This is a genomic window from Neobacillus sp. YIM B06451 (genome assembly GCF_032667185.1).
Lineage (GTDB): Bacteria > Bacillota > Bacilli > Bacillales > Cytobacillaceae > Bacillus_D.
This window is the reverse complement of sequence record NZ_JAVFKJ010000001.1, coordinates 848,115-873,926: the sequence shown is the minus strand read 5'-3', so window position 1 is coordinate 873,926 and position 25,812 is coordinate 848,115. Positions and strand designations below refer to the sequence as shown.

Here is a 25,812-nt window from a genome sequence, read left to right as displayed (position 1 = left end):
TCTGTTTTTTATCCTGGCTATGTAAAAAAGGCCGAATCCCGGCCTTTTGTGCAAACATCACTTTTGATTTTTTCCTTGTGTCATCGCTTTGTTCAGGCGTTCTTCATTGGCGAGGCCTCGGTCGCTGAACGCGTTGTCGCTTGTGAACTCGTTGCCCGCGGGTCCTCCGCTCATTTTATCCGTTCCGATTTTCTTTTCGTTGTCATTCCTGGCCATCTGGGCGTCCTCCTTTTGGAAAATCACTTTTATCTTTTCCAAAAGCTCTGCTGCTATGCAAATCGGGCCATTAAGATGAAATGCGTTGCTGAAGGCTATGAAGTTTTTCCTCGAGCAGCTGGGTGTAATGTTCCCTTTCTTCCCTTGCGGCTGATGGAATTTCGATTGGTTCGCCGAAAATGATTGAAGCACCTTTGAATGAAAACAATTCCTTGAATGTATTCGGCCCGCTGTAAGCAGCCGGGATGATTGGCACTTTGGAACGCATGGCAATCGTGATGGCACCTTGCTTCAGCTCAGCCTGTTCTTTCACTCGTGTCCCGCTTGGAAAAATGCCGACAATTTCACCTTTTGACAACAGGCGATGTGGAATTTTCAGCACGCTTGGCCCAGGGGCGTCCCTGTCGACCGGAAATGCGTTCAGCTTTTTTAAAAACCAGCCGCCAAACCGGCTAGCGAACAATTGTTTTTTTGCCATATAGTGAATTTGCCTTGGAAGGACAGCTGTCCCAAGGACGAGCACATCGACCCAGCCGGTATGGGTACAGGCCAGGACAAAGCCCCCTTCTTTAGGGAGAACCCCTCGATTAACAACCTTTGGCCTTGTAAAAAAAGCCAGGATTCCTTTAGCCAAATAACCTACGAACGTATACATGATGCATGCATCCCCCACCTGAAAAGGCCCTCTCTGATTGCTTAATAGAAATACGGGCAAACGATGAAAGAATCCCCTTCTTTATAAAAATCTTCCTTCTATTAATCATTTAATCACAAAGGATGCAGTTTGCAAGAAGAATTTTCCTGCTAGTCAGGTGGGTGGCGCACGAAAACGTTTAACGGAAGCTGTAAAATCTTTCAGAAGTATCTGCCTTGGCGGCATGCTTTTTTTCGCCAATCAAATACTGCTCTATTATTTTCGTATCGTCTGGGTGGAAAGCATGCGCGGATTTTTCCGCCCAAATGAGCTGCTTCCCTTTTTCAGCCTTTAACATATCGACATATTTTTCGACAAGCGCGCCATTGACATGGAAATCCTTTCGGCCGTGTATAAAGGTGACCGGTATCGGCAATTCCTTCGCGGTTTCCATAAAATTAGTCGTGGCAAGTTCTTCAATGAACGCCTGGTGGTAGACGAGCTTAAACCCTTTGGCAAACGTATTGTAAATATCCTTCAGCCTATAATCCGGGGATTGGAACATGGAGAACGTGATGCGGATAAGGCCCGGATGCTTAATTTCAGCGTCTGAATAAATGATTGTGTTGAATTTTTGCTGCCACTGGCGGATGACCGCCCATTGCTCAAAGCTTTCCAAAAACGGCGGTTCACCGACAGACTCAAGTTGTTTAAGTGCTTTCTGATTGCCACGGCGTTTGGCTTCCCCTTTTAGCCAATTGAGTGCCAGCCTGTCATTTTCCGTCCAGCTGACAATTTGGGACAAACCGACATAAGAATAGAATTTCTCCGTATATGTGGAAGCAAGGGTAAGAGCAACCGTCGATCCCCATGAATGGCCGGCCAGAAAGATTTTTTCGACGCCGAACCGGCTCCTCAAATAATCCGTTAACTCATTGGCATCCTCGACGATTTGGGCGAGGCTCATTGTTTCCTGCGGAATGTCAGGGTAGTAGGATTTTCCTGTTCCCCGCTGGTCCCAGAACACGACGTTGTAGTGCCGGACCAATTCCTTTGTATTTGTAACGATTGTGTAGTCCCTTCCCCTTGATGATACACCTGGCAGCGGCAGCGACGGACCGCCATGGATTACGAGCAGAACCGGATTTTCTTTATCCTGGCCCTGAATCAAAATCGTTTGCTCCAATCCCCCTATTTTTATTTTTTCCACCGAACTGATCCCTTTTGATATAATTTCAAAATCTGCTTTTTTTGTAAAAATTCCAGCCATCCCCATTTTCCCCCTTGAAATCGTGCATTAGGATACCGCTTTAATGAAAAACTCAATATGGTCTTGCAGCCTCTTTTCAATTTCTTCTGTTGGTTTCCCCTCGAATTTCAGCACATTGTATTCCATGATAAGCGTGAAAACCGAATAATGGTATTCCGCCGAAAGCATTTTCCCATCCTCCTGGTTTGGCAGCTTTCCGAGTTCGATCATCTTTTGGAAAATCGCTCCAACACGATCGATCGTCTGGTTGATAATGGTCTCAAAATAAATCGCCCTTGCCCGTGAATCGGAAAATAGCTCATTGTAAATGATCCGCCAGATTTTTCGCATAGTGAGGTGGTTGATGTGATTCATAAAATTTTGCAATCCGCGTTCCAGGAAGCCCCGCGGATCCATCAACCTGGCAATCTGTTCGACCCAATCTTCAGGAGGAAGGATTTTTACAACCTGCACTTCAAAATTCGCGAATATCGTATCAAGGATTTCATCTTTATTTTGAAAGTGTTTATACAATGAACTTTCCTTAATCCCCACATCGCCGGTTATTTGGCGGATAGACACTCCCCGGTAGCCCCTCTGCGAAAAAAGATCAATTGCCACATACAAAATCTTATTTTTCGTTGCATTCGCAATCGGTTTTAAATCCTTATCAAGGAATTGCTCAATCTCTTGGTCGTTTTTCATCATTTCTACTCCTTGCATGCTAGTAAGATAACAACTGTTAGCTTGATTATAGGATAACAGTTGTTAGCCGTCAATAAAAATAGTTATTTTTTGTTAAAATCATTTTTTAGTGGGATTCCTTTAGGGTTTGGTTGCTCCTAAACTTGATTTGAATGACACCTTTTCCTATTTTGGCGAATCTTTGTCGTTCAAACGGATTTGTGCGACACCTTTTGGGCATTTGGGCATATCTTTGTCGCTCAAACAGTTTTATGCGATACCTTTTCGGCATTTGGGCAAATCTTTGTCGTTCAAACGGATTTGTGCGACACCTTATTGGCTTTTGGACGAATCTTTGTCGTTCATCGTGATTTGTGCGACACCTTTTCGGCTTTTCGGCAATTCTTTGTCGTTCAACGTGATTTGTGCGACACCTTTTTGGCCTTTGGACGAATCTTTGTCACTCACCGGGATTTGAGTGACACCTTTTTATCTTTTGAGCGAATCTTTGTCCCTCAACGAGATTTGAGTGACACCTTTTTGGATTTTAAGCAAATCTTTGTCCCTCAACGGGTTTGAGTGACACCTTTTCCGGATAATGCCTAATCGCTGTCACTCAACCTTCTTCCGTAAAACGAGGCAAATAACAAAAAACCATCCAACTAATAAGTGCTGAATGGTTTTAAATGAGTTATCTTTTTATAAGTTCAAGGGCTTTTTCAATGTATTCATCTCGGCCTTCTTTTACAGCCTGGATTGTTCTTGTTATCGGGACGGTGGGTTCTACGCCAATGAGATGGTGCTGGCTGCCATCATGCTTAAGAACTTTGCCCCCTGTAAAATACACCGATGAATTTGAATCTATTAAATCAACTTTGATTACTCCTCCATTATTCCCCCCTGTTGCCTTCCCAACAGTTTCACCAAGTTTATATTCTTTTACGATATCGAGAAATAGTTCAGGCATACTTAAGGTTCTAGGATAAGTTAAAAAAACCATTTTTCCTTTAAGTTTAGGGCTGGCAGGTTCAATTGGCCACTGAGCATTGTTAAATTCTACCTTTTCTTGGTCTGGATATATAATCTTAGGGATGAGAAATTGCGGTGATAGAACAGGATTATCAATTAAGTGGCTCATCAAAGCAACATTCGCTTGAGGATCTGATGGATAGCCGCGGTAATCAAAAATGACTCCTTTCGCTGAAGCAAACTTTTCAATATTGTCGTAAACGTCATCTAAGCGTGTCTTGTTCAAATCTATATAATAGATGCCTTCCTCGATTTCATAGATTGGATTATTCGCTTCTCGATTGAATTCGTCCATCAAATACCCATCATAGTTGAGTGTAATGGGCGCTAATTCCTCGCCATTCCTGACTAAGGTCAAATTAACTTCATTCTCATTTGGGCCCACAGCGGATATTTCCTCAACCGCCATATATCTCTTCCATTGAGGAGAGCCGGGTATCCTTGCCTCTGCCTCTACTAGATAAGTGATTGTGTCTACCCCATCTACCGCGACAATCCGGTCACCGATTTTAACTTTGTCATGCTTTGATTGAATGACAACTAATTGCTCTTCCATCCATTCCAGCCTTACCGCCAAGTAATTCTTCTTAAGAGGATAATCCATAGTATTATGGGCATCGCCGCTTGCTGCCAGCATCAACCTGAAGCTTTTTTCCATTTCCGCTGGATTTTTAGCAGTAATAATTCCCTTTAGCGCGTTGTCAAGTTCCTTCTCCCAATCCACCGTAACAACATCAAAATAAGGATAAAAATGCTGGTATGCGTTCCACGTAAGGATCGTATTAGCTAGATACCTTGTATTCTCCTCATGTTTAATAGCAGCCAATTGTTGAACGCGCTTTTTGAAAGCCTTCTTACTCGCCGCGGTTCCCCCAAGTGTTTTATCCCCATCATAATACAGGACGAGCGGAATTCGGGCCTTTAGTCCATCTGAAAGGACTTTTTCGACACTCGTGCCGGCTTTCAGCTTTTGTTCGAACAGCTTTATTTCCTTAGATGAATCTGCAATAATTCGTTCGCTTTTGTATCCTTGTTCAGCCCCATTTTTCATGTTCAACCCTAAATGCTGCCACGCGATCAGCTTGTCTCCTTTTTTCAAATCCTGCATTTCGGGCTGCTCGCCTTCAAGAAAGATTTGCAGCGTCGGAGCAATTGGATGAAAAAGTTCCTCAAGCCTCTCTTTTAACTCTTTGTCGCTCCCGGCATTCATAATTTGCTGGACTCCGTACACCGAAAACCTTTCCCAATCTAGTACGAACGCTTCGTCGCTCGGGTGAAAATAATACACATAGCCAAACAACTTTGCGAACGCCCGAACGTTTTGCACTGTCCGTGCTGCCGATTGCTCAGCCGACTGTTTAGTTTCCGGCTTTCCGGTTGATTTCCCGGATTCCTGAAATGGCATGTTAAATCCAATAAATAAAAGAATGATTGCAATCCCGGCCGATAGAAAGATCCACTTTTTTCTCCCTGTCACCAAAACCCCAACTCTCCATTTTAGTTTGCAAGATGGATCTGGCTGTTGAGTATACGAATCATTTTCCTGCCATTCTTTGTTTGAAGCACGTGGAATCCCGTATCCCCCGTTGGAAAAATGGTTTCATTGGTTACAGGAAGCCCAAGAAACGCGTTAATGAGTTTCGAAATCGTCCCGCCATGCGAAACGATGGCAATCCGTCCGTCCGCAGGCTGTTCATGGAGAATTTTTTGCAAAACAGATTCCACCCGGAACCGGAATTCAAGCTCCGATTCACCGCCTTCAATCGGGATATAAGGCGGGCGCCCTCCGGGAGGAAGTGGATATTTCGTTGCGGCTACCTCCCTTGGAAGTCCCGCAAGCACCCCATTGTTATACTCCATAAGGTTTGGTTCAGCGACCAATTCGCTGCCCGTTGTTTTCTGTAAAAATTGGGCCGTTTCCCAAGCGCGTTTCAGCGTGCTCGCCAGGATGATGTCCGGCTTCCATATCACAGCTATATAAGCAGCCATTTTCTTCGCCTGTTCCCGCCCATGTTCAGTCAATGGAAAATCGGCCCTTCCTTCGTGGACTCCTAATAGATCAGCTTCTGATTCTCCGTGGCGTATGATAATCAATTCCAAAACATTTTCCCCCTATTAAACTTCCAATATTATTTTTCTCCAATGACAAGCCCCAAGAATACCAAAGATAATTGTCCATTACCCCTCAAAATTTGTCTCTAAAGGCTACTTTTCTTATGTATTTGAAAACCATAACAAACGCAGTACAAAACAGGGTTACTCCAAACAAAATAAATCCAATTGAATAATAGATTATGTGTCCGGCGGGAATACGATCATTTACTTCAATTCCCAAAAATGAAAGACCAATACCTTCACCGTCCACTAAATGAATAGCGCCAAGTAGGCTCATTCCTTTTTCAAAAAATAGTACACCTAAAATGCTAAAAATCATTACCCAAATGATTTTCCGTCCCATCACTCCACCTCCCAAGCTTAATATAGCCTTGTAGCGTAGCCTTCCTGCAGTTCTTTTTCAACATCCTCCGCAGTCATATCAGGCATTTTGCAATGGTCGGCGAGCATTTTTGGCATGGAGGGCTGGGAATCTTCCGAAAGCCAGGTGTCCGGCTTCCAAAGCCCGGAGCGCAGGAACGCTTTCGCACAATGGGCAAAACATTCCTCTACCTTCACGCCAATTCCGAATAAAGGCGTTTTCCCATATGCCGCTGTCCTTTCTAGAAGTTCCTGGTCCCGGCACACATACGCTTTCCCATTAATCCTGAGCGTTTCTCCTAGCCCGGGTATCATAAACAAGAGGCCGACGTTTGGATTGTGAAGGATGTTTTGCACAGAATCCATCCTCTTATTGCCAGGCCACTCTGGAATGAATAAATGATGGTCATCCAATACAAGAACGAATCCTGGCGCATCCCCACGTGGCGAAACATCGCATCGACCCCCAGCCCCCGATGTGGCAAGTGTCAAAAATGGTGACTTCGCAATGAATTCCCGGCAATGGTCATCCAAATGGTCAATCACCTTGTTTAATGCGCGCACGCTCGGTTTCCCAGCTTGGGCTCGCAATTCCAGAAATTGTTCCTCACTTGTAAGAATGTCTTTAAACATGTTGCAAACCTCTTTTCTCTTATTGTAAAAAAATAACTATCCATCCAAATGTAGGTCTACCTAATATCAGAATAAACGAAAAATATACTTTATGAAATAGAAAGACTGTTTTTAAATAGAGGAAATAAGCATTTAAAATAGAAATATAGAGATAAGATTGAATGAATGGGGTATTGCAGATGATTACTTATCCTTTATTACAAAAAAGGACCACAATCGGGGTTACGGCGCCATCATCAGGCGTCCCGGAGGAATTACACGATATTGTGAAACAGGCGGTAAAGAGACTCGAGGTGAAAGGTTATAAGCTCGTGGTAGGTGAAACGGTTTGGACGGATGACAAAACTCGTTCCGCACCAGCCACTAAGCGCGGAGAAGAATTCACAGCCATGATGGAAACTGACGAAATCGGAGCCATCATCCCGCCATGGGGCGGCGAGCTGCTCATTGAAATGCTTGAACACATTGACTTCCATTCGTTGAAAAACAAGTGGGTTCTCGGCTACTCCGACACGAGCGCATTGCTCTTGGCTATTACCTTGAAAACTGGAATCGCGACGGCGCACGGCACCAACCTGGTCGACCTGCGTGGGGAATACTCCGATCCAGTCACCGCACAGTGGGAAATCGTCCTTTCAACCAAACCCGGCGAATCGGTGATGCAATCCTCGTCGGAAAAATTTCAACTAGAGTGGCAGCACGGTAATTCGTCCCCCTGCGTCTTCCACCTTACTGAACCTACTATTTGGAAGTCCATTTCATCTAGCAAATCAGAAATGAGCGGCAGGTTGCTCGGCGGCTGCATCGATATCATCAGGCATCTGGTCGGCACGCCTTTCGGAAATATTCGCCGTTTCCGCGAAAGCCATATACCTGGTGAGCCAATCATCTGGTATTTTGAAAATTGCAATATGAAAACGACCGATTTGCGGAGAACGCTGGTCCAAATGAAGCTTGCGGGCTGGTTTGAAGGCTGTTCGGGCATTTTGTTCGGGCGCAGCCCCGCGAACGAACCAGTTGATAATTATACGATAGAAGATGTCTATCAGGATTTGCATAACGAACTCAGCGTGCCGATCGTCTACGATATTGACTGCGGCCATATGCCTCCACAGCTTACGCTCATAAACGGCGCTTATGCAGAGGTAGTTTATGGGGGCGGCAAAGGCACCGTACGCCAAACTTTCAAATAAGCTTTTCCAAAATCCAAGAAAACATGATGGTCCGGCGATCATCATGTTTTTATTTTGTTAGATTACAAGCTTCTCCTATTTTTAAAAATAGATTTCCTCGTCACAACTGCAAATTATTACAAAGAAAAAACCTTGTATGCGTGTTAGTCAACAGCCCATACAAGGTGCAGTTTTTACCGTTTTATATCCTTCTTCAACCCAATCGTAAATCTATGAAACCCAAGCTTTTCATAATACGGTTCCAGGCTTTCAACACACATGAGCTGAGGAATGACGCGATTTTGCTCGCAATGCTGCGCCAGCCTTTCCACGATTTCGCTCCCGATTCCTTTGGATTGATATTCGGGATGCACGCAAACCCCGCAAATGACGCCGTTAATGACGCCATCCGAAATCACCCGCCCCATGCCAATCAGCCTGTCGCCATCGAACGCATACACCGCAAACCAGCTCTGCCGGCACATCTTCTCCATCTCTTCGGCGGTTAGGTTCAGCGAATTCCAATCGAGCGCTTCGTAAAGCTCCACCAATTGCCCGAAATCAACCGGAGCTTTGTTAGTATAAAGGATTCTATGTTCCATAAAGTCTCCTTTCTCTTTGTATGGAAAATTGTCCATGAACTCACACCAGTTACTGTATTTAATACGAACGAGGTAAGAGTAATATGAAAAATTAGCGCCTTGAAAATAAATAATAGTTTAATCATTATGTATATTATTTATAGTTTTCTTGGTATTTTCCTTTCTCAAAAATTTCTTTTGAACTTATGGCAGTCCATTCTTCTGGAGAAAGATTTGGGTTTAAATCAAGATAAGATTTAACCATTTTATAACCCTCGCTGTAACCATAAAATCTGGGAAGATCTTTTCCACCCATTATAATTTCTAATGATCTTTTTCCGTCAAACTTTTCGAGATCTATCGCAACTTTTGACCAATAATCTTTATAGTAGTTGAAATCGACGGGGGTAAAATTAATTTCTGGGTAAATTAATTTTTCAAACATAACAGCTTTTCCTTCAAATACAAGATTATCCAGGACGGTTGTTAATGCATCTTTCTTTAAATGCTTTTCAGCCCAAACACTATGATGATATTCGTGAGCTATACCTGCCTTTAACATTTCATCGGTAAAATATCGATTGTATAGGACAATTATTTTACCAGCCCCCACGGTTACCATTAATGGGCTTACATTTGTGGAGGGGAAAACACATACTGTTGTTTTAATATTAGATGGTATAGAGTCAGAGGATTTCACAAGTACTTCTTTTATGCTATTTTCCATGTTCTCGTTCTCAATTTTTTCGCTTAATAGTTCAATTTCCGTAAATCGTTCAGGTGCCACATTTAGAACTTGATCAGCCATATGAAGATATTCACCATTCTCAAAACAATCATTATAAATTGGTTTTATTACTTCTTCTTGATAAATTTCTGCCTTTGAGTCGTTATTATTACTTTTAGCCTTCTCTACATACGAATAAAAAAGTTTATATGCATTAACTATTTTAAACTTTTGATGGGTTTGTTGATGCTCGAATGTTACTACTATACTTTCAATATCTTGTTCTTTATTTGAATCGGGAAGATTGTTTTTCGCTTTTTCTGTTTGTATACAAGAAGTAAGCGATAAAATTGAAATTATTAAAACAAATACCCGAATCACCTTTAGATATTTTGTCAATAGAATCCCCTCCTTTACAATATTTTACCATATTCTCATCCTCCATACTTTAAATTGTAAGAATACATCAATACTCCCCTTTTGTTACAAAAAGGTATTCAACAACAAGCCGTGTAAATTCTTGAATGTAAAAAAGGTTGTAGGGCTTCAAAATATAAAAAGACCAAATCGCCGGTAAGCAATTTGGTCAACAAATTGAATCTTTTTTTATATAGCTAAACTTTAAGTAAATAATCTTGTTGTAACACGTACCCAAACCCGTAAAAAATTGCTTAATAAGACGCAACTTTACTCTATCTATTTGGTAAATTTTCAAGGTAAAGGTCGGAGTATTCGAGTAGTCTAAGTGTTTTATTGTAATCTTCTTCGATTTTATTTTTGTCAAACCCGTTGTCCATTCCGTTTAAGGATAGTGCATTAGAATCGGAGGATGAATACATAAATTTGTCGTTGATATATGAACCAGTTTCCATATAAAACCTTTGCGGCAGCAGATTCGGTTGAGCATTAAGGAGGTCCTGGCCAAAATGGACCGAGTTAACATTGATGCCTAATAAATTGGTTATAGTCGGCAAAATATCAACTTGCCCTCCGACATTGTCCCTCTTTTCGCCTTTTATTCCTGGAACCTTGATCATTAAAGGTGTGTTCATCATTGTTAATTTCGTATACGGTTCTCCAATGAAGTCTTCTAACATTGCTTTATCTTTGTTCTGAACAGTATCGGAATGAATCGCGAAGTGGTCTCCATAAATAACCAGGAGCGTATTATCCCATAAGTTATTTTTCTTTAATTCTTCCACTAGTACGCCTAGAGCAAAATCGGCATAATGGATGGATTGCAGATAATCCCCTAATAAGGTCCCTTCATAACTTTTCGGTAAGTTCAGTTTCTGTAAATCTTTAGGCATTTTAAAAGGATGGTGGCTAGACATTGCGATGTAATGCGCGTAAAACCTGTTATTGTTTTCGCTTAGTTTGACCAATTCATTGATGGAGTCTCGATAAAGCAATTCATCTATTTCGCCAAATAGCAAGGTGCGGTCTTCGCCAAAAAACTCCTTGTCGTATACTCGATCAAAACCTAAAGCCTTATAAAATTCCCCTCTGTTATAAAACTCTTTATCATTGGTGTGCAACGTTGCTGTTTGGTATCCAATGCCTTTTATTAGCCTAGGTAAACTTGGAATTTCTTTTTCAGCATATCGCTTGGCAGTAACGTATTGTCCGGAAGGGTAAAGTGAAGTATTAACTAAAAACTCCGCATCCACTGTATTTCCCTGAGAAATTTGTTGATAAAAATTGGTGAAATAAAAACTTTCACTAGTCAATTGATTTAATACTGGTGTTATTTCATTCCCATTAATTTCTCTGCCGATAGGGAAATTTTGAAAAGCTTCCAACTGGACCATGATGACATTCATATCCTTGGCTGCTCCAAAGAATTCGGGGTTTGTTTTATCTTTTATTCCCTTGGTTTTACTTATTAGATCATTATTGATTTGATTGGCATCAGTAATTACCGGTTCAGCAAAAAGTTGACTATAAATAGTTGCGAATTGGTAATTGACAATACCCATGCCTTGAATTTTTTTGTCCCTATCTTTCGCTATTTCCGAAGCATGAGTGATTGGTACGGCAATAGAAAAAATACAGAATACGAGAAAACTGATAAACAGCTTTCTTGGTTTTATCGTAGTAAAAATATCCGTTTTAAAGTCGAATTTTTTAAGCAATAATACCAGGATTACTGTATCAAGCATAAATAAAAAATAAGCGGGATTTAATAACGCCCCAATACTTTCGCCTACTTTGCCTGCTTCGGAAAGTTGAGACAGAACGTGATAGCTGGGAAGAGTTCCATAATAGCTGTGATATAGAATAACGACTATAAAGAAGATAGAAGAAAGTAGATTAAAAATGAAGTATCCCCAAAACTTCTTCCTCTTAAACAGTAATTCCATGAATAGGAAAAAGCTTATCACTGTAACAATTTCCAGTCCGAAAAAGTAGCGAATGCTAAATTCCGAAAAAATCAGGGTATTGAAGGCAACTCTTTTTATTATGAAAAGAATTAAAAAGACGAAAAAGTATGTTTTGAAAAGTGTATATTCTTCATCATGGACCTTGTCTACAGGATCCGTATGGGCGTGTTTATCAGGGTGTATTGAACTGTCCATTAATAAAATGACTCCTTTAGTTTGTTAAATTAAAGTTAGAGTTATAAATTATATTCATATACTAAATTAGTTTTCCTATAGGAATTAATTTACTAACATTTTGAAAGATATTCAAATGCAATAAAATCCAAATTGATATAGCAGAAAAATGAAAATGATACACTGTATATATAAAACATGCAAGGAATTATACTTTTATAAACGAAAAGGCAGGCACTATTTAGCGCCTGCCTTGACTAGCATTTTTTCAATCTCTTTAAATCCTTTTTCCCGAGCATGCTCTAGTGGCGTCACGCCATCGCCATCCGGAATGTTTACATCGGCACCATGGTCAATGAGAAGCCGGATGATTTCCTGCTGCCGTTTGCCGCCGTTGTTCAAAATGATTGCTTCAATGAGCGCTGTCCAGCCGAGATTGTTTACATGATTCACATTAATATCCGTTTCGGTTAGAAGCAATTCCACAACATCGACGTGCCCCCGCTCCGCTGCGGGAATAACCGCAACCCCGCCATAGCGGTTCGTAATGTGAGGGTCCGCGCCTGCTTTTATTGCAAGCTTCAAGATATCGATATATCCTTCAGCTCCAGCATACAAAAACACATTGTTTTTCATATTATCGCGAATGTCCACGTCAGCTCCAGCGTCAATCAATACTTTCGCCGCAGTTACATCATTGTTGTATGTAGCAATCATGACCGGAGTCCGCCCGTTCGGATCCTGGGCATTAATATTTGCACCCTTCTCAATTAGGCGGCTGATTTCATCCACATTTCCGCGTTCGGCCGCAGTAAGCAGCTGCTCATTCAACCCTTTTTCCACGTTTTCACTCTCCTTTTCGTCTTGAACCGGATGGCTGTCTTTATCAAAACCGCAGCCTGAAAGCAGCAAAACCCCCGCCATCAAGGCTCCCACCCATTTCCTCAAAGCGTCAGCTCCTTTTCTAAGGAAGATGATTAATGACCATTATACCTGTTGGTGAAAATAGTTTCAGTTTAATAGTTTGCAACCTTGAAAGAATCCTATTTTTTCAAAGAAAGCCTAATGACAAATACGAGCATGAGGAACGCTCCCAATAGCTGGATGCCCTTCAACATGGCGCCGAGCCAGATGACTGAGATGAGCATCGCGGTCAGCGGTTCGATACTGGACAGCACGCTGTTCTCAACTGGAGTAATATATTTCAGGCTGCCGAGGAACAGGACGAATGCGGCTGTCCCAAAAATGATCAGCACGATCATCAATACGAGTATTTTCGGATCGGCAAGTTCGCTCCATTGACCTGTCTTCCAAATCTGGCTGGCAACACTAAGGACAACCCCAGCGACCAGCATCCCCCAGCCAATAACAATCAATACGCCCCATTCATTCATCAAGCGAATTGGATGGAGTGTGTAGAAAGTAAACGTCAACCCGAGAAGCAGTCCCCAAATCAGCGCTTCTTTGCTGACCAAGAGATTATTGAATGAGCCATTCGTCAAAAGCAGGAAAAGCCCGGTCAGCGTTCCGATTATGCCGGCCACCTGGTAACCAGGCGGAAACTTCCGTGCTTTTACCGATACGAAAATAATGATAAAAATCGGCGCGGAAAACTGCATCAAAGTTGCCATAACCGCGTTGCTGGCATGAATGGCAGAAACGAATGTATACTGGAGCCCGAGCATTCCGAAAAGGCTGTAGATGATAAGATGTTTTGCCCAGTAGCGGTTTTTCCATACGTCAAACACCGGCTTTTTTGTGAATGCCAATGTCCCTAATAATATAACTCCGGCCACCAGCATCCTGATTGTTAGCATAAAAGGCACCGTAATTTTGGTTTCTGATAAAATCCATTCCATAATCGGCCCGGTTGCCCCCCACAACATCGCGCCAATAACAATCATCGCAAGTCCCTTTGCGCGCATCTCCAACACTCTCCTAACTCTATGCTGTACCGTTCTCTCTCATTACACGCAAGAAACATGCTGTCACTGATAGATAAAGCTATTCTAAAATATTTATATAACGAAAACATTATAAAGTATATAGAAATCGGTATTTTTAATCGGCTTAATTTAAAAATACCTATCACCATACTCCGCAACTACCTTATTTGGATTTAACGAATTTAAAATACAAAAATCCGAATCGACATTTTTTGCTAAATTGCTGTTATATTTACCTTTTCAATGGGTAAAGGTTGTACAAATCCTACCAAGAAGGGCTGGGTGGAAACTGCATGCCACAATACCTTGTCACATACATCAAAAAAGGCGAAGCGAAAACGCGAACAAAAAAGCTGTCAGGCGACCGCATATCCGATATATATGAGCTGGTTTTTGAAATTGAAAAAAAGCATACAATAGTAGCTATTGAAAATACTACGCTGAATAAATAAAGAAAGGTACCTGGCCTTCTTGGAGAGATAGCCGGGTACCTTTCAATTTTGAAAGCTAGGAAGTTGGATTGGTATGAGGAATTATTAAAAATTTATTCGAGTTTTCATAATATTTTCATTGCCAGTATCTCAAGAGAACTTTGGACTTATAGGCCGTAAAGTAAATAAAAAAGCACCCTATGAAGGATGCCTTATTTGTAATTATTAAACGTATTAATTAAATTTTCTTTGTCAGGATGATACTGGGCATGAACTAAAATAACATTTCCATTCAAAAGAACCGGAAATGAAATCCCATCCATACTTACTGTTCCTTTTGACTCTGCTTCTTTAAGGTTTTCGGCATTTGCATCAAATTCATAGAACTCGACTTCATGTCCGTTAATTTCTATTCCGAATCCGTCTTTTGCCCCCAACATTTCGAAGGCTTTTTCTTTAACTTCACCAATAGTAAAGCCAGAGGACTTAAAATAACTAATTAAATCTGCAAGTCCTTCAGATTTAATCACTGGGTCTGATTTTGCTGGTTCTGTTTTCGCTGGATCTTGCTTAACGTTCTCAGTTACAACATCTTTTGATTTTTGCTTTGCTTCTATTCCCTCTTCTTTGCTGCAAGATGTCAGGGTTATTAGCGCTAAAAGTAATAGTATGGATACCATTAACTTTAACTTCTTCAATATTTTCCCTCCTCCTTTATCCCTATGTATATTCAATGCGAGGAGGTTTTTTGCCCTTTTTCAATAAGAACATTGATATAACAATAGCAATCGCCTTAGCTAAAGCTTCATCTAATTACTGTCACCTCTCCTGACGCCGCCAAACTTGAAAACAAGGATGCCGGCGACAATGACGAGTACTCCTACAAGATGCTTACCAGAGAAAACCACTTTTTCAAGTCCCATCAGCCCAAGTGAATCCATGATCAGCGCGTATACGAGCTGGGAAACCATTACAATTGAAATGCCGTATGTCGGGCCAAGCCGCATTACCGCCTGGACGACCGAAACAACGACCCCAACCCCTAAAATCCCGCTAAACCAGTACCAAGGCTGCATATTATGCAGTTCGAACATCGATTTTCCTTCAACCGCGAAGCCAATCAAAAACGAAGCGAGAAAGCCAAGGAACAGCACAAGTGCTGTTGTCGCCTTCGTTCCGGCGCGGAAGCTTACCTTACTATTAAAGACGTTTTGGACGCTGAGCAGCGCCCCGGAAAAAGCAGCCAAAACGAGTCCGGTGATCATGATGCACTCTCCTTTTAATACGTACTTTTGACAACGTGAGAACTGGGCTTTTTTTTAAAAAAAGCCTTTGAACATTTAAAAAATTCCTATTCGTATATATTCCGGCTAGCTACCCCTTGCAAACCTTGCCGGTCAATGATCCGGACGTATCCCTTTTTCCTTTCAACAAGACCTGCTTCCCTAAATTTATGGATCACCCGGTTCATATGCCGGTAGCTTGTCCCAATCAGGTTCGCCGCATCGGCAAGCTCATTGGTGTTCAGCTCCCCTGCAAATCCAGCAGATGATTCATCAAATGATACAGAAAGAAGGTAGCTTGCGAGCCGTACTTCAACGGGGTACATCAAATTAAAGTTGGCTGCGTGTGAATTGGCATGAAATTTTTCTGTAATTATGCCAAGCATGAATCTCAGAAACGGTGCGTGGTTTTCCGCGTATTTTCTCAACCAGCGATAATGGATACCTAGGAAAATAGCGGGAGAAATCGCCTCCACCGTATTGATGATGTCACGATCCTGGATGTATTCAATATCCCCGATGATTTCAAGCGGTGTTCTAAAGGAAAGAATCAGTGTCCTCCCTTCCGGCGAGGTGGTAAAAATTTTAATCTTTCCTTTTACTAACACATACAAGTACTCCGAAGGGCCCCCTTGGGAACATACCAATTCTCCCTGTTCAAAACGATAGATTCCAAGATAAGGCTTTAAAGTATCTATGAAAATTTGCCGGAGGTCGTGTTCCTCCAGAAAGCTCTCTATAAGATTACGGTCAAGCAATTCCTGCATAGCCACTTTCCCCCAGGTAGAAAAATTTTTAACGGGAAATTTTCAAACTTTTAAAATTGTAAAATCATAACGCCGGCGATCATAAGCCCAATTCCGATGAATTGAGGAAGCTTCATGTCTTGCTTCGGCACTTCAAAAAAACCCTTACCATCAATAATAAACGCGGCACCGAGCTGGGCTATCAGCGTGGCAGAAGTCGTCAGAGTCACGCCAACGAGTTGAATCGCCACCACATTACTCGATAAAATCAGAGCGGCAAAAGCGCCTCCAAGCAGGTAAAGCGGTTTCACGTTTTTGAATTCACGCCAACTCCGGTCTTTAGAGGCCAGCAGTATCAGCAGGGCCGCAAGAAAGCCGGTAAGCTGAGTTAGCGTAGCCGTTTGCCACATACCGATATCCTGGCTGATCCGCGCATTGGCGACACTTTGCAAAGTAATAAATGCCCCACCCATTAAAGCGAATAAAATACCCTTCATGTTCTACTCTCCCAAACTGTGATGAACCTATTATGAATCTCCACACGTGTTATTGCAAAGGACATATGTCCTGAACGAAAAATAAAAATTAAGTCCGGAAAATGGACGATAAAATTCATAGTTATAAAATCTTCCCAAAAACGTTCAAATGTTTTCTAGCGAAAAAGGCATCTAACCAATTTGTTAGGTGCCTTTTTTCAGCCAAATATTAATATAGTTCATTAATCTCTAAAAACTTCCTGGCTTCCCTATTAAGATACTAAGCTTGCTTCCAGTATCGACAAATTTAACCTTGCGATCCCCAAAGGTAAACGTCTTTCCCAAGTAAGCAGTAGACCCCTTAAAGGATTCATCAATCATGGTATAGACCGTTCCAGCACCTGTTTTTAGGATAACGGGCAATGCGGATTTAATCATCGGCGGAACCTTGTTGTATTCAGGTACCTCTTCGTTATACCAACCATCGATGATGATTTCGGCATCAAAAGGGTCGCTTTCTAATAAGAAAATCTTTATTGGGTGAGGAGTATAGTTGCCATACGGATTGAAACCAGCCGCACCGCCAAGATCTTTCCAGCCGAGTTTAGCCAGCTGTTCTCTTGCAGCCTTTTTATTAAAATCGACTTGGCTGGCAGGAATCGTACCAACAAGCGCCATTTTATCTTTTGATGGCGTTTCGTACTTAATTTTCTTATCTCTGCTTACATAATAGCCGCCGCCTAAGCCAAGCAGTGCCTTTTTATATGTATAAATTCGGTATGTCTCGCCTTTTTTCAGGATTCTTAAAACTTTTTGTTTGGTTCCTTCCAACATGAATAACGGAGTGCTCTCAAGGATAGTCACAAGCCCGATTTGTCCCCGTTTCAATTCCGATCCTTTCCACATCACCTTCGTCTGTGCAGAACCGCTTTCAGGGTACATTGCCATAATCATGAGGGCCATTGCCACTCCTAGTAAAACTCTTCTCATTATAAACTGTCTCCTCTCCTGTAGAAAAGCCTTTCCTTTTCATTATATTGGAAAAATTCTTTTGAAAAGGTTCCATTTTTAACTATTTCGTTAACGATTAAGTCTAATAGCAAGCTAGTTTAAAAAAGGCTTGGACGAAGAGCTTATGAAAATAGGTTCCACACATGAAAAATGCCACAGCTTCTGACCTGTGGTGACACAAAATTATATACTCTCTTATGTCATGAAAAAAAATCCTCCCGATAAATTACAATAAAAAAAGGAACTCCTATATGAAGAGATTCCCCATCTAATCTTTCATATTACAATATCCATCACCATAAGTGTCGCTCAGCTAATCCTCGAAACTCACGTAATCCCCAAGTTTGTATTCCTTTTTCCCGTCGGTAAAATGAACAGTTACGATCGTTGAGTCAAACGCTTTCTTGATTTGTTCTTCAGTAAGTCCTTTTGAGTAAAAGACGGCTTCCCAATGTTCTTCCCCGTCTGGTTTTCCGTACCCGTTGCCGAACCAATATCGGCTTTTGCCATCGATCTTGTCAATTGCTTCTCTAAATACACGTATAGTAGGAAGGTCATCCTGCTGTATTGTTTCTCGAGGATTGCTGGTTTTCAAATTAAAAGTAAAATAGCGAAAATCATCTTTCTTGGGGTTTTCCAATCCAGTGGTTCCTACGTCTGCGTACTGCTCATCTGTCAATTTACTTACTTTTGCTTTGATGGAGACTTTCGGTTCCAAACTGCTCCCGTTGTTTGTATGTGTTAAATATATCGTTTCTTCCTGGCGAGACCACTTCATTGTCAGGCTAATTTTGTCTTCATTCCGGATCATCCTCTCAAAATCAAACGAGACAAGTACCTGTCCAGCCGCATCCAATTCCTCGATGTATTGGTCCATGGTCCATTCAGTTCCCTCAACAAAGAGAGAGATTTCCCTTGGGAGCGGTTTTTCGGTACCGATGGACTGGATTGCCAGTACAGCTATTCCCTCCCCGAGCTTGTGTTTCGTAATGAATTCTGCTTTCCAATTTTCTCCCTTGCCTGAATGTGTCACCGTTGTTGTTTGAGTTAGAAAGGACTCCAACTCTTTTTCATCGTCTGTAGCCAACAATTTAACGCCTTTATGAAATACAAAATAGGATGGCAGTTTGCTAATATTCAACTCTGGGAAAGTACTTTGAAGCTTCGGGAGTTCCCCTCCAAGCAACCTTGTTTCATACATCGGGTTATCTGTAGGTCCTGAATTCCATTCCTCGTCCTCATCCGGAAGAAACTTCATGACTGTGTATTTATCTGGATCTTCCGATAATGAGTACTGGTAGGAATATATTTTTTTAATCCGAACTTTTGCCACATATGTAGCCGGTCCTGCATCATTCCATTCCGCCCTTATGATAAGTAGCTTTTCTACTGGCTGGCCTGATGCGTGGAAAGTAGCATTATTGTGTTTCGTAGACTCAACCTGATCTTCTCCGTCCCATTCAGTTATTTCGAGATAATTGGGAGTGTTAAAAAAGACCACATTGGCTTCAGTATAAGGATCAACTTCCAAAGCCTGAGCTTTGCTAGCCGCATTGGCCACATCCTCTTTCCGTAATTCGTTTGGCTGGATGATGTCTCTGGCCAGTAAAACAGGTTTCGTTTGACCAGATCTGCTCGCAATTTCCAAAACCGGCAGCCTCGGAGTCTTCTTCGCAGTAATTTCCTTTTCGTTTGGCTGGATTTTATTATTCAAAAAGAAGATAGAAACCAAGAGGATTACCACAGGCAGGATGTATTTTTTAATCAGAACCACTCCTTTTTAAAAAAGTCATTTCTCCCCTATAAACTCAAGAGTAATCCTTTCTTCTTTGCCATCCCATCTAAGAACAACGGAAAGTTTATCCGATTTAGACAGAAAAACGGGGGTTTTACCAGAAATAGAAAGAGTGTCTGACAGCGGCATAACAGCTCCAGCGCCCCAACCCCAATTGTCCCCGTTTAGAGTAACGTCGATATCTCCGGTAATCTCTTCGTTTCCTCTATAAGTTATAAAGAACTCGGCATCCCTACGTGAGAGGGTTTGTTTTCCCTCTAGCTCAACGTGCCAATTTTCATTTTCACCCACGAATTCAAACGTTTTGACGTCGGTAATCAAGGTGCGCAGCTCACTTATATCCTCGCTTTTAAAAATAACCGTCATCCCATTTATGATAAAAGCGGTAGGGAGATTCCTTATTTCAAGTTCGGGGTACTTTTCCTGAATTTCCGGGAGTGTCCCCTTCACTTCATGACTAGTATACTTTTGCAAATTGAGGGCCAAATCGCCGATTCCCGTTGCTTCGCTTGAAAAAACAATAAGTGTATAGCCATCAAAATCGGGATTAAGCAATTCCTGGTACGAGTGCCATTTCTTCACCTTTACTTTAGTCAGGTATGTCGCCTTTCCACCGTCCGTTTCCACGTGAATCAGGAAAATCCTCGTATCCAGCCTGTTTACCGTCCCTTCAATTTGATACCAGTCCGGTTCTTGAATTTCTTTCCCTGCCTTTGAATCCCATTCACCTAAAACCAACCTGGTTTGGTTTTCGGCCAAATCGACTGCAGCGTTTTCATAAGGGGAAAGGTGGAGAATCTTAGCCTTTTTTGCCGCCTTCGCAACCATTTTTTTAGTTACTTTGCGTTCCCCACTAGCTAGAAAAACAGCTTTTACTTTTTTATTATCGGTATGGATGACTGGTGCCTCGCTGTCCTTCGCTTCAATCCGCTCCTCTTTTTCAGTATCTATAAACGTATTTAGGAAGAAAATTGATAGAATGATGATCGCTGCAGGCAGTATGGATTTTTTAATCTGAGGTCCCTCCCTCCATTATCTTTGATGCCTATTAGCAAGGTTGATTTCTTCTTTTTTTCCATCCCAAGTTAGTTCGATTGGTATTGAATCGGTTTCGGATAAAATAAATCTCAATTTAATGGAAGACAAATTGCTACCCGCATCATCCAACTTGTTCTCGGCGCCTCCCCAGCTCCACCCCCGGCCGCTCAATCGAAAGTCAACGCTCTTAGGCCTCGCTTCCTTTCCTATATACGTAATGAGGAGTTCCCCTGTTCCTTCAAACAAGGTTTGCTTTGCCTTTAATTCAACCTGCCAGTTTTCACTCTCTCCGCGGAAAAATGTTGTTGCCATATCTGTTATAAAAGATTGCAGTTCCGTCATATCATTACTTCTAAAAATAATGGCACCCTGGTGAAACGCATAGATGGCGGGTAGGCTTTTAAATTCTAGGTCAGGGTAAAGTTCACGCAACTCAGCAATCGGGGCACTCACTTCACGGATAATATATTTGTCTTCATTGCTGGATGGGACCTCCCTTATTCCAGGTTCGCCCTCCGAAAATACTAGAATGGTATAAAGAGCTCTGGAAGGGTGTAATAATTGCTGATAGGAGTACCGATTTAAAACATCTATTTTTCCGGCATATACTGCGGAGCCTTCCTCCGTTTCCGCACGAATAAGGATAACCCGAGTTCCAGGTTCGTTTGCCGCTGCGGTTATGAAATTCCCTTCGAACTGCTTGAGCTCCTTTCCGTTTTTTACATCCCATTCTGCCAAGGTAATTTTCGCATCATGATCAGGTACATTTACCATCGCTTCGCCATATGGATTTACTTCAATAGCAGTCACATTTTTAAACACTTTATCGACCATTGCTTTCGTAACCTTTCCTTCCCCTTCGAAAAGGAATACTGGCTCGACGGTCTGATTTTCAGTAAAGATAACAGGAGCCGGCATGTTCTTTGCTACAATTTTTTCTTCTTCTTCGTCCCCATCCTTTTTATCTATGAAAATATTGATGAAGAAGATGGACAGAAGGATGATGATTATCGGCAAAACGGATTTTTTCATTCACGCGTCTCCTTTTATATAATAAAACAGCCGGCATTTCCTCTATTACTTAAACTCCAAATGAATACGTTCTTCCTTTCCGTCCCAATTAACTGTTGCTTGTATAAAATCAGATTTTAATACAGTGTGGAAGCCATTATAAACGGAAAGGTACCTGCCATTTTGGTCGAGAGGAAATCCGCTTTCTTGAATGGATAATGAAGTGCTAGCTAGACGTAAGGAGGTGCCATAACTTGGTTTTTCACCGTCTCCGATAAAGGTTATCGCTGTTTCGATTTTTCCATCCCCGAGGTTTTGCGTCGACTTCATTTCAATCTTCCAATTTTCAGATTCGCCGCTAAATTCATAGACCAAGCCTTCTCCGAGGTATGTTCTCAGTTCTTCAAAATCATCAAAACGAATTGGAACGTCTCCATGGCCAAAAACATAGTACGTTGGCAGCTTTTCAAAAGCCAATTCAGGGAATGAAAACATCAAATGACCAAGCGGTTCGATGACTTCCCCCATATCGAAAGGATTCCCGTTCTTTGCCGGCATTTGTTTTACATGGTCTTCTTCATCAAAAAAGCCAATAACTGTATAGTGATTCACCCTTGTCGTTAAAAGATCCTGATAGGAGTAAATTTTCGGCACCCTTACCTTGGCGACATAGGTAGCCTGGCCATCGTTAAGCCATTCACCCCTGATAATAAAGAATTTATAACTGGGAGCCCCGACAGTTGGGATAATATTGCTATCGGTTACCTTCGTTTCTTTGCCATTGTTCCATTCAGAGATCGATAATACACCAGGCATTTTTGAAAATGAAACCGTCACATCTTCATAAGGCATGGCGACGATTGGCCGTAAATCCCTTGCCGCTTTTTCTACCTGCTCTTTTGATAGCTTTTTGGGATTCTTTTTCCCTTTATAAAGGAGTGCGGCTTGAGCCTTATCCTGTGCCACCCGAAGTTCCGGAACAGGGATTATTTTAGCCTCGGTTTTCGGCGGCTTTTTCTCTTCATCAGAATCGATGACATTATTCAAAAAGAAAATCGATACGATAATAATTAATAGTGGAAAAATGTATTTTTTCATCCAGCATCCCCATTTCAGGTTTCTAAATTAAGGATACCATTTTTGGAAAATTGAAGAAATTATAATTTCAAAGGGAACTCCATCAGTTTTCTGAATACTTAATTAAGTTAGTATGAGGACAACCCGCTTTTCGTAAAATTGGTCTTTGAATTTTTGCCAAACAAAAAGCTGAAGCCCTTTCCGCTTCAGCCTTTCTTGAATTCTTTTAAAATCATCCGGATCATTTCAAATAGCAGGAAGTTGAAAAATATCCAGACAGCGCCGAACACATAACCGCCGACGATATCGCTTGGTAAAACACCTCCGCCCAACACTTTGGCTGCTCCTAATGACAGCAGGACAAATAGTCCCGCCAAAACCGCCGCAACAGGTGCCAAGTTTCGTTCCGAATGCCTAGTGAGCAAGTACAAACACACCCCGTAAACCACCACCATCATAAATGACCTAAACTCTGGAAAGTCAACCGATCGGACAGCACTTAATCCTAACGTCGAGAAAATGAATAAAACGAGAACATGGAACAGCTTTGCCCCAATAATGCACACACTCAGTAAACTATATTCGAGGACGCGGTTTCTGTTTTTCGCCCAGACGACCGAAACCGTCACAGCAAGAAGAAAGAACAGTGTATAGCCGGAGCCGAAGACTGAAAAACCTTCCAATGCATTTTTAAAAACAGCCCTCGATAATACATATTTCGTTACGGCGTTGAACCGAGAAAATTCAACATGCCAAAGATTTTGCGCCAAACCTATCATGAGCACCGCGAATATGGCCAAAACAAGCGCCATCGTGCTTAGGAAAAACTCGGCCGCCCTAATCGTTTTCGTGTGCACCATAATCTTTTTCAAAAGCTTTTTTGAAAAGCCCAATATCTCGTCCTTAAAATAGCGGTACAAAAGGAAGGCTGCCGCCACCACTGCCCCAGCTGCGATAAAGTACATAAAATAATTGCTGGCTGCTTCATGGAAAAGTTCCCATTTCGGCCCGAGAATTCTTCCTAGCGTGACAAAGCCGAAACTCCATAAAAACGCGCCGCTATAAGCAGGTATCGCAAACGTCCGGAACGACAGCCTGGAGATTCCAGATACATAACCGGCAAAATGGCGCACGCCCGGGATGAAATAGGAAAAAACGAGGAGGATTTTACCAGAACGCTCGTACCAGGCCGCTGTCTTTGCATATCGCTCGGGTGTCAAATGGATGTAGCGGCCATATTTCTCAACGAGCTTGTATCCGCCTGTTTTTCCAATAAAATACGTGATTGTAATTCCTGCCACTGCTGCTCCAAAAGCTGTCAAGAGCGCCAAAGGAAAACTCATTTTACCAAGGAAGGCAAAATATCCGGCATACGCCATCAACAGCTGCCCGGAAATCGGGAGCGCCAACAGTTCCAGGAAAATACCCATGAATAAAATGAGGTAGCTATACTGTTCGAACAAGGATAACAAATCGGACATGGGAACCTCCAACGTAGTACGGAAAATCGACACTACTCTTCGTTACCCGGGATTTTCCCTTTGTAAAAGTGGCGCCCAAAATGAAAAACACCACCCTTTGAAGGATGGTGCTCACGTAAATGTTTAGATTGCGAAACGGTGGTTGCCGATTGTGACGGTTGTTTTCCTTGAGAAAACCCATTTGCTCACTGCTGTTTTTGGGTTATAGAAGAACAGGCTTCCTTTTCCCTGGCCTTTGAAAGCAAGTGCTTCATTAACAGCCCTTTTCGATTCAGCATCCGCCGGCTTATTTATTGAGCCGTTCTTGACTGGCGTGAATGCATAATAGCCATTGGAAACCTGATTCACGACGCCGCTTACTGTATTTGGGAAATCCTTGCTTGCCACGCGGTTCAGGACGACTGTCGCGACCGCTACCTTACCGGCATACGGCTCACCGACTGCTTCCGCACGAACTAGGCGTGCGATCAAATCCTTTTCAGCCGCTGTAATTTCGGAATTTGGGATTACAAGACTTTTTCCTGCATTCAAAGCAGAGCTTTTCGCATTGTTTTCACTCATTAACTTATTAACTGGAACACCATACTTTATTGCGATTTTGTAGTATGTTTCACCTGGTTTTACCTGGTGATTCGTTGCTGCCTCTGTTGTTCCTGCCAACGTAGTTGCTGACATGGAAAAGACCAACCCAGCTGCAATTACTAGTTTTTTAAATCTATTCATCTTTCTTTCCCCCTAGTAGTTTCAGTTGTTGTCTCTCCTACTAGGCTATCAGCTGTAATATACTTATTCATTGTCCAAAATTTTACAAGAGCACTTGGCACCTTTTAAACCCTTAAGACAAGTGAGCCGGAAGGAAAACAGGGAAAACCTTCCCTTGAATCCAATTTTGGCGGATCTAACCAATGTGAGAAAGAGTTGGATGGTTTTTTACAAAATGTTACGGGAATGTTTCAAAAAGGTTGGGTATTTTTGTAAAAGAAAAGCTGGTGAATTGCTTATGTAATGGAAATCTCAACAAGCCCTAATGTTGTTTTTTGGTAATTTTAGAAGTTGTGATCTTTCCAATCCTGTTGATTTCCATGTCATTCTTGTTCAATTTTCCAACCCTACCTCTATTGGTTCCGTTGGATCGAAATTGACAAGCTTAACCTTTAAAAACGGGTGGAACAAATGCTTAATTCAGCTAACATAAATCAAACTCAATTGCAGTAAACAATTTTAGAGCAAGATAAAAAGCCCCAAGTTTATTGAATTTGAGATTTGAAAAATTTTAAAGAAATAAACCGCTATTCACCTTTCTCTATTTTTTCGAGTCGTACCTCTAATTTTTTTATTTGTTCCATCTGATGAACAACTAAACAAAATGCAGATACACCAAAAAAGAACCCTATCCATTCCATTTTATTCACTCCTGCCGCTTAAATATTATATTGCTATTATATTATATTTTGCATAATATTAAAAAGTTTACAAAAACAGCCTTCAAAAAAATGAAGTAATGTCCTCTGTCGTGGGATTTTCTTTTAGTAAGAATGAACATTTTCATATAGGAAACA

General features: G+C 41.7%; 27 protein-coding genes. 2 read left to right on the top strand and 25 right to left on the bottom strand.

The annotated features are described in order from the left end of the window. Window positions 1-57 precede the first annotated feature (57 nt). From RB160_RS04195 to RB160_RS04155, 9 genes are all read right to left on the bottom strand, one after another. Window positions 58-216, bottom strand: a complete 159-nt coding sequence (locus RB160_RS04195) for a hypothetical protein (protein WP_316568944.1) — start codon at window positions 214-216, stop codon at window positions 58-60. A gap of 70 nt (window positions 217-286) precedes the next feature. Further along, window positions 287-871: a lysophospholipid acyltransferase family protein gene (locus RB160_RS04190; RefSeq protein WP_316568943.1), complete on the bottom strand. Its 585-nt coding sequence runs from the start codon at window positions 869-871 to the stop codon at window positions 287-289. 178 nt (window positions 872-1,049) lie between these two features. Beyond that, window positions 1,050-2,120, bottom strand: coding sequence for an alpha/beta fold hydrolase (locus RB160_RS04185; RefSeq protein WP_316568942.1), 1,071 nt, complete (start codon window positions 2,118-2,120; stop codon window positions 1,050-1,052). Between the two features lie 27 nt (window positions 2,121-2,147). Continuing rightward, the gene (locus RB160_RS04180) at window positions 2,148-2,807 is read right to left on the bottom strand and encodes a TetR/AcrR family transcriptional regulator (RefSeq protein WP_316568941.1); all 660 of its coding nucleotides are present in this window, start codon (window positions 2,805-2,807) and stop codon (window positions 2,148-2,150) included. 309 nt (window positions 2,808-3,116) lie between these two features. Next, complete coding sequence (locus tag RB160_RS04175) at window positions 3,117-3,251, bottom strand: hypothetical protein (protein WP_316568940.1); 135 nt, start codon at window positions 3,249-3,251, stop codon at window positions 3,117-3,119. A gap of 223 nt (window positions 3,252-3,474) precedes the next feature. Next, complete coding sequence (locus RB160_RS04170; protein ID WP_316569057.1) at window positions 3,475-5,289, bottom strand: S41 family peptidase; 1,815 nt, start codon at window positions 5,287-5,289, stop codon at window positions 3,475-3,477. 20 nt (window positions 5,290-5,309) lie between these two features. After that, entirely contained in the window at window positions 5,310-5,912 is a 603-nt protein-coding gene (locus RB160_RS04165) for a histidine phosphatase family protein (RefSeq protein ID WP_316568939.1), read from the bottom strand. A gap of 85 nt (window positions 5,913-5,997) precedes the next feature. Beyond that, a complete protein-coding gene (locus RB160_RS04160) occupies window positions 5,998-6,270 on the bottom strand; it encodes a hypothetical protein (protein ID WP_316568938.1) in 273 nt (90 codons plus the stop codon). A gap of 17 nt (window positions 6,271-6,287) precedes the next feature. Continuing rightward, window positions 6,288-6,920, bottom strand: a complete 633-nt coding sequence (locus RB160_RS04155; protein WP_316568937.1) for a pyridoxamine 5'-phosphate oxidase family protein — start codon at window positions 6,918-6,920, stop codon at window positions 6,288-6,290. Window positions 6,921-7,099: 179 nt separating this feature from the next. On the opposite strand from RB160_RS04155, the gene RB160_RS04150 reads away from it, so the two are divergent. Next, window positions 7,100-8,113 (top strand): S66 family peptidase, encoded by a 1,014-nt coding sequence (locus RB160_RS04150; protein ID WP_316568936.1) that lies wholly within the window; start codon window positions 7,100-7,102, stop codon window positions 8,111-8,113. A gap of 173 nt (window positions 8,114-8,286) precedes the next feature. Here RB160_RS04150 and RB160_RS04145 read toward each other — a convergent pair whose 3' ends face one another. From RB160_RS04145 to RB160_RS04125, 5 genes are all read right to left on the bottom strand, one after another. Then, window positions 8,287-8,694: a GNAT family N-acetyltransferase gene (locus tag RB160_RS04145; protein WP_316568935.1), complete on the bottom strand. Its 408-nt coding sequence runs from the start codon at window positions 8,692-8,694 to the stop codon at window positions 8,287-8,289. Window positions 8,695-8,827: 133 nt separating this feature from the next. Continuing rightward, window positions 8,828-9,799 carry a DUF2268 domain-containing putative Zn-dependent protease gene (locus RB160_RS04140; protein ID WP_316568934.1) on the bottom strand — a complete coding sequence of 324 codons (972 nt, stop codon included), beginning with the start codon at window positions 9,797-9,799 and terminating at the stop codon, window positions 8,828-8,830. A 293-nt stretch (window positions 9,800-10,092) separates the two neighbouring features. Continuing rightward, window positions 10,093-11,979: an LTA synthase family protein gene (locus tag RB160_RS04135; RefSeq protein ID WP_316568933.1), complete on the bottom strand. Its 1,887-nt coding sequence runs from the start codon at window positions 11,977-11,979 to the stop codon at window positions 10,093-10,095. A 216-nt stretch (window positions 11,980-12,195) separates the two neighbouring features. Next, window positions 12,196-12,882 carry an ankyrin repeat domain-containing protein gene (locus tag RB160_RS04130; protein ID WP_396954665.1) on the bottom strand — a complete coding sequence of 229 codons (687 nt, stop codon included), beginning with the start codon at window positions 12,880-12,882 and terminating at the stop codon, window positions 12,196-12,198. 119 nt (window positions 12,883-13,001) lie between these two features. Beyond that, the gene (locus RB160_RS04125) at window positions 13,002-13,883 is read right to left on the bottom strand and encodes a DMT family transporter (protein WP_316568931.1); all 882 of its coding nucleotides are present in this window, start codon (window positions 13,881-13,883) and stop codon (window positions 13,002-13,004) included. A 314-nt stretch (window positions 13,884-14,197) separates the two neighbouring features. Here RB160_RS04125 and RB160_RS04120 point away from each other — a divergent pair, with 314 nt between their 5' ends. Next, entirely contained in the window at window positions 14,198-14,356 is a 159-nt protein-coding gene (locus RB160_RS04120; protein WP_316568930.1) for a hypothetical protein, read from the top strand. A gap of 191 nt (window positions 14,357-14,547) precedes the next feature. On the opposite strand, the gene RB160_RS04115 is transcribed toward RB160_RS04120, so the two are convergent. The 11 genes from RB160_RS04115 to RB160_RS04065 form a co-directional block, all read right to left on the bottom strand. After that, window positions 14,548-15,033, bottom strand: a complete 486-nt coding sequence (locus tag RB160_RS04115) for a hypothetical protein (protein ID WP_316568929.1) — start codon at window positions 15,031-15,033, stop codon at window positions 14,548-14,550. A gap of 111 nt (window positions 15,034-15,144) precedes the next feature. Next, the gene (locus RB160_RS04110; RefSeq protein WP_316568928.1) at window positions 15,145-15,600 is read right to left on the bottom strand and encodes a DMT family transporter; all 456 of its coding nucleotides are present in this window, start codon (window positions 15,598-15,600) and stop codon (window positions 15,145-15,147) included. Window positions 15,601-15,686: 86 nt separating this feature from the next. Next, on the bottom strand, window positions 15,687-16,385 hold the full coding sequence (locus RB160_RS04105) for a Crp/Fnr family transcriptional regulator (protein ID WP_316568927.1): 699 nt from the start codon (window positions 16,383-16,385) through the stop codon (window positions 15,687-15,689). A gap of 50 nt (window positions 16,386-16,435) precedes the next feature. Then, window positions 16,436-16,861: a DMT family transporter gene (locus tag RB160_RS04100; RefSeq protein ID WP_316568926.1), complete on the bottom strand. Its 426-nt coding sequence runs from the start codon at window positions 16,859-16,861 to the stop codon at window positions 16,436-16,438. 228 nt (window positions 16,862-17,089) lie between these two features. Then, on the bottom strand, window positions 17,090-17,830 hold the full coding sequence (locus RB160_RS04095; RefSeq protein ID WP_316568925.1) for a hypothetical protein: 741 nt from the start codon (window positions 17,828-17,830) through the stop codon (window positions 17,090-17,092). 334 nt (window positions 17,831-18,164) lie between these two features. Next, window positions 18,165-19,565, bottom strand: a complete 1,401-nt coding sequence (locus tag RB160_RS04090) for a hypothetical protein (RefSeq protein WP_316568924.1) — start codon at window positions 19,563-19,565, stop codon at window positions 18,165-18,167. A gap of 75 nt (window positions 19,566-19,640) precedes the next feature. Next, a complete protein-coding gene (locus RB160_RS04085; protein ID WP_316568923.1) occupies window positions 19,641-20,474 on the bottom strand; it encodes a hypothetical protein in 834 nt (277 codons plus the stop codon). Window positions 20,475-20,678: 204 nt separating this feature from the next. Next, entirely contained in the window at window positions 20,679-21,716 is a 1,038-nt protein-coding gene (locus RB160_RS04080) for a hypothetical protein (protein ID WP_316568922.1), read from the bottom strand. Between the two features lie 45 nt (window positions 21,717-21,761). Beyond that, a complete protein-coding gene (locus RB160_RS04075; RefSeq protein WP_316568921.1) occupies window positions 21,762-22,793 on the bottom strand; it encodes a hypothetical protein in 1,032 nt (343 codons plus the stop codon). Window positions 22,794-22,978: 185 nt separating this feature from the next. Further along, entirely contained in the window at window positions 22,979-24,253 is a 1,275-nt protein-coding gene (locus RB160_RS04070; RefSeq protein WP_316568920.1) for a VTT domain-containing protein, read from the bottom strand. Window positions 24,254-24,376: 123 nt separating this feature from the next. Next, entirely contained in the window at window positions 24,377-24,976 is a 600-nt protein-coding gene (locus RB160_RS04065) for a cell wall hydrolase (RefSeq protein WP_396954654.1), read from the bottom strand. Window positions 24,977-25,812: the final 836 nt, after the last annotated feature.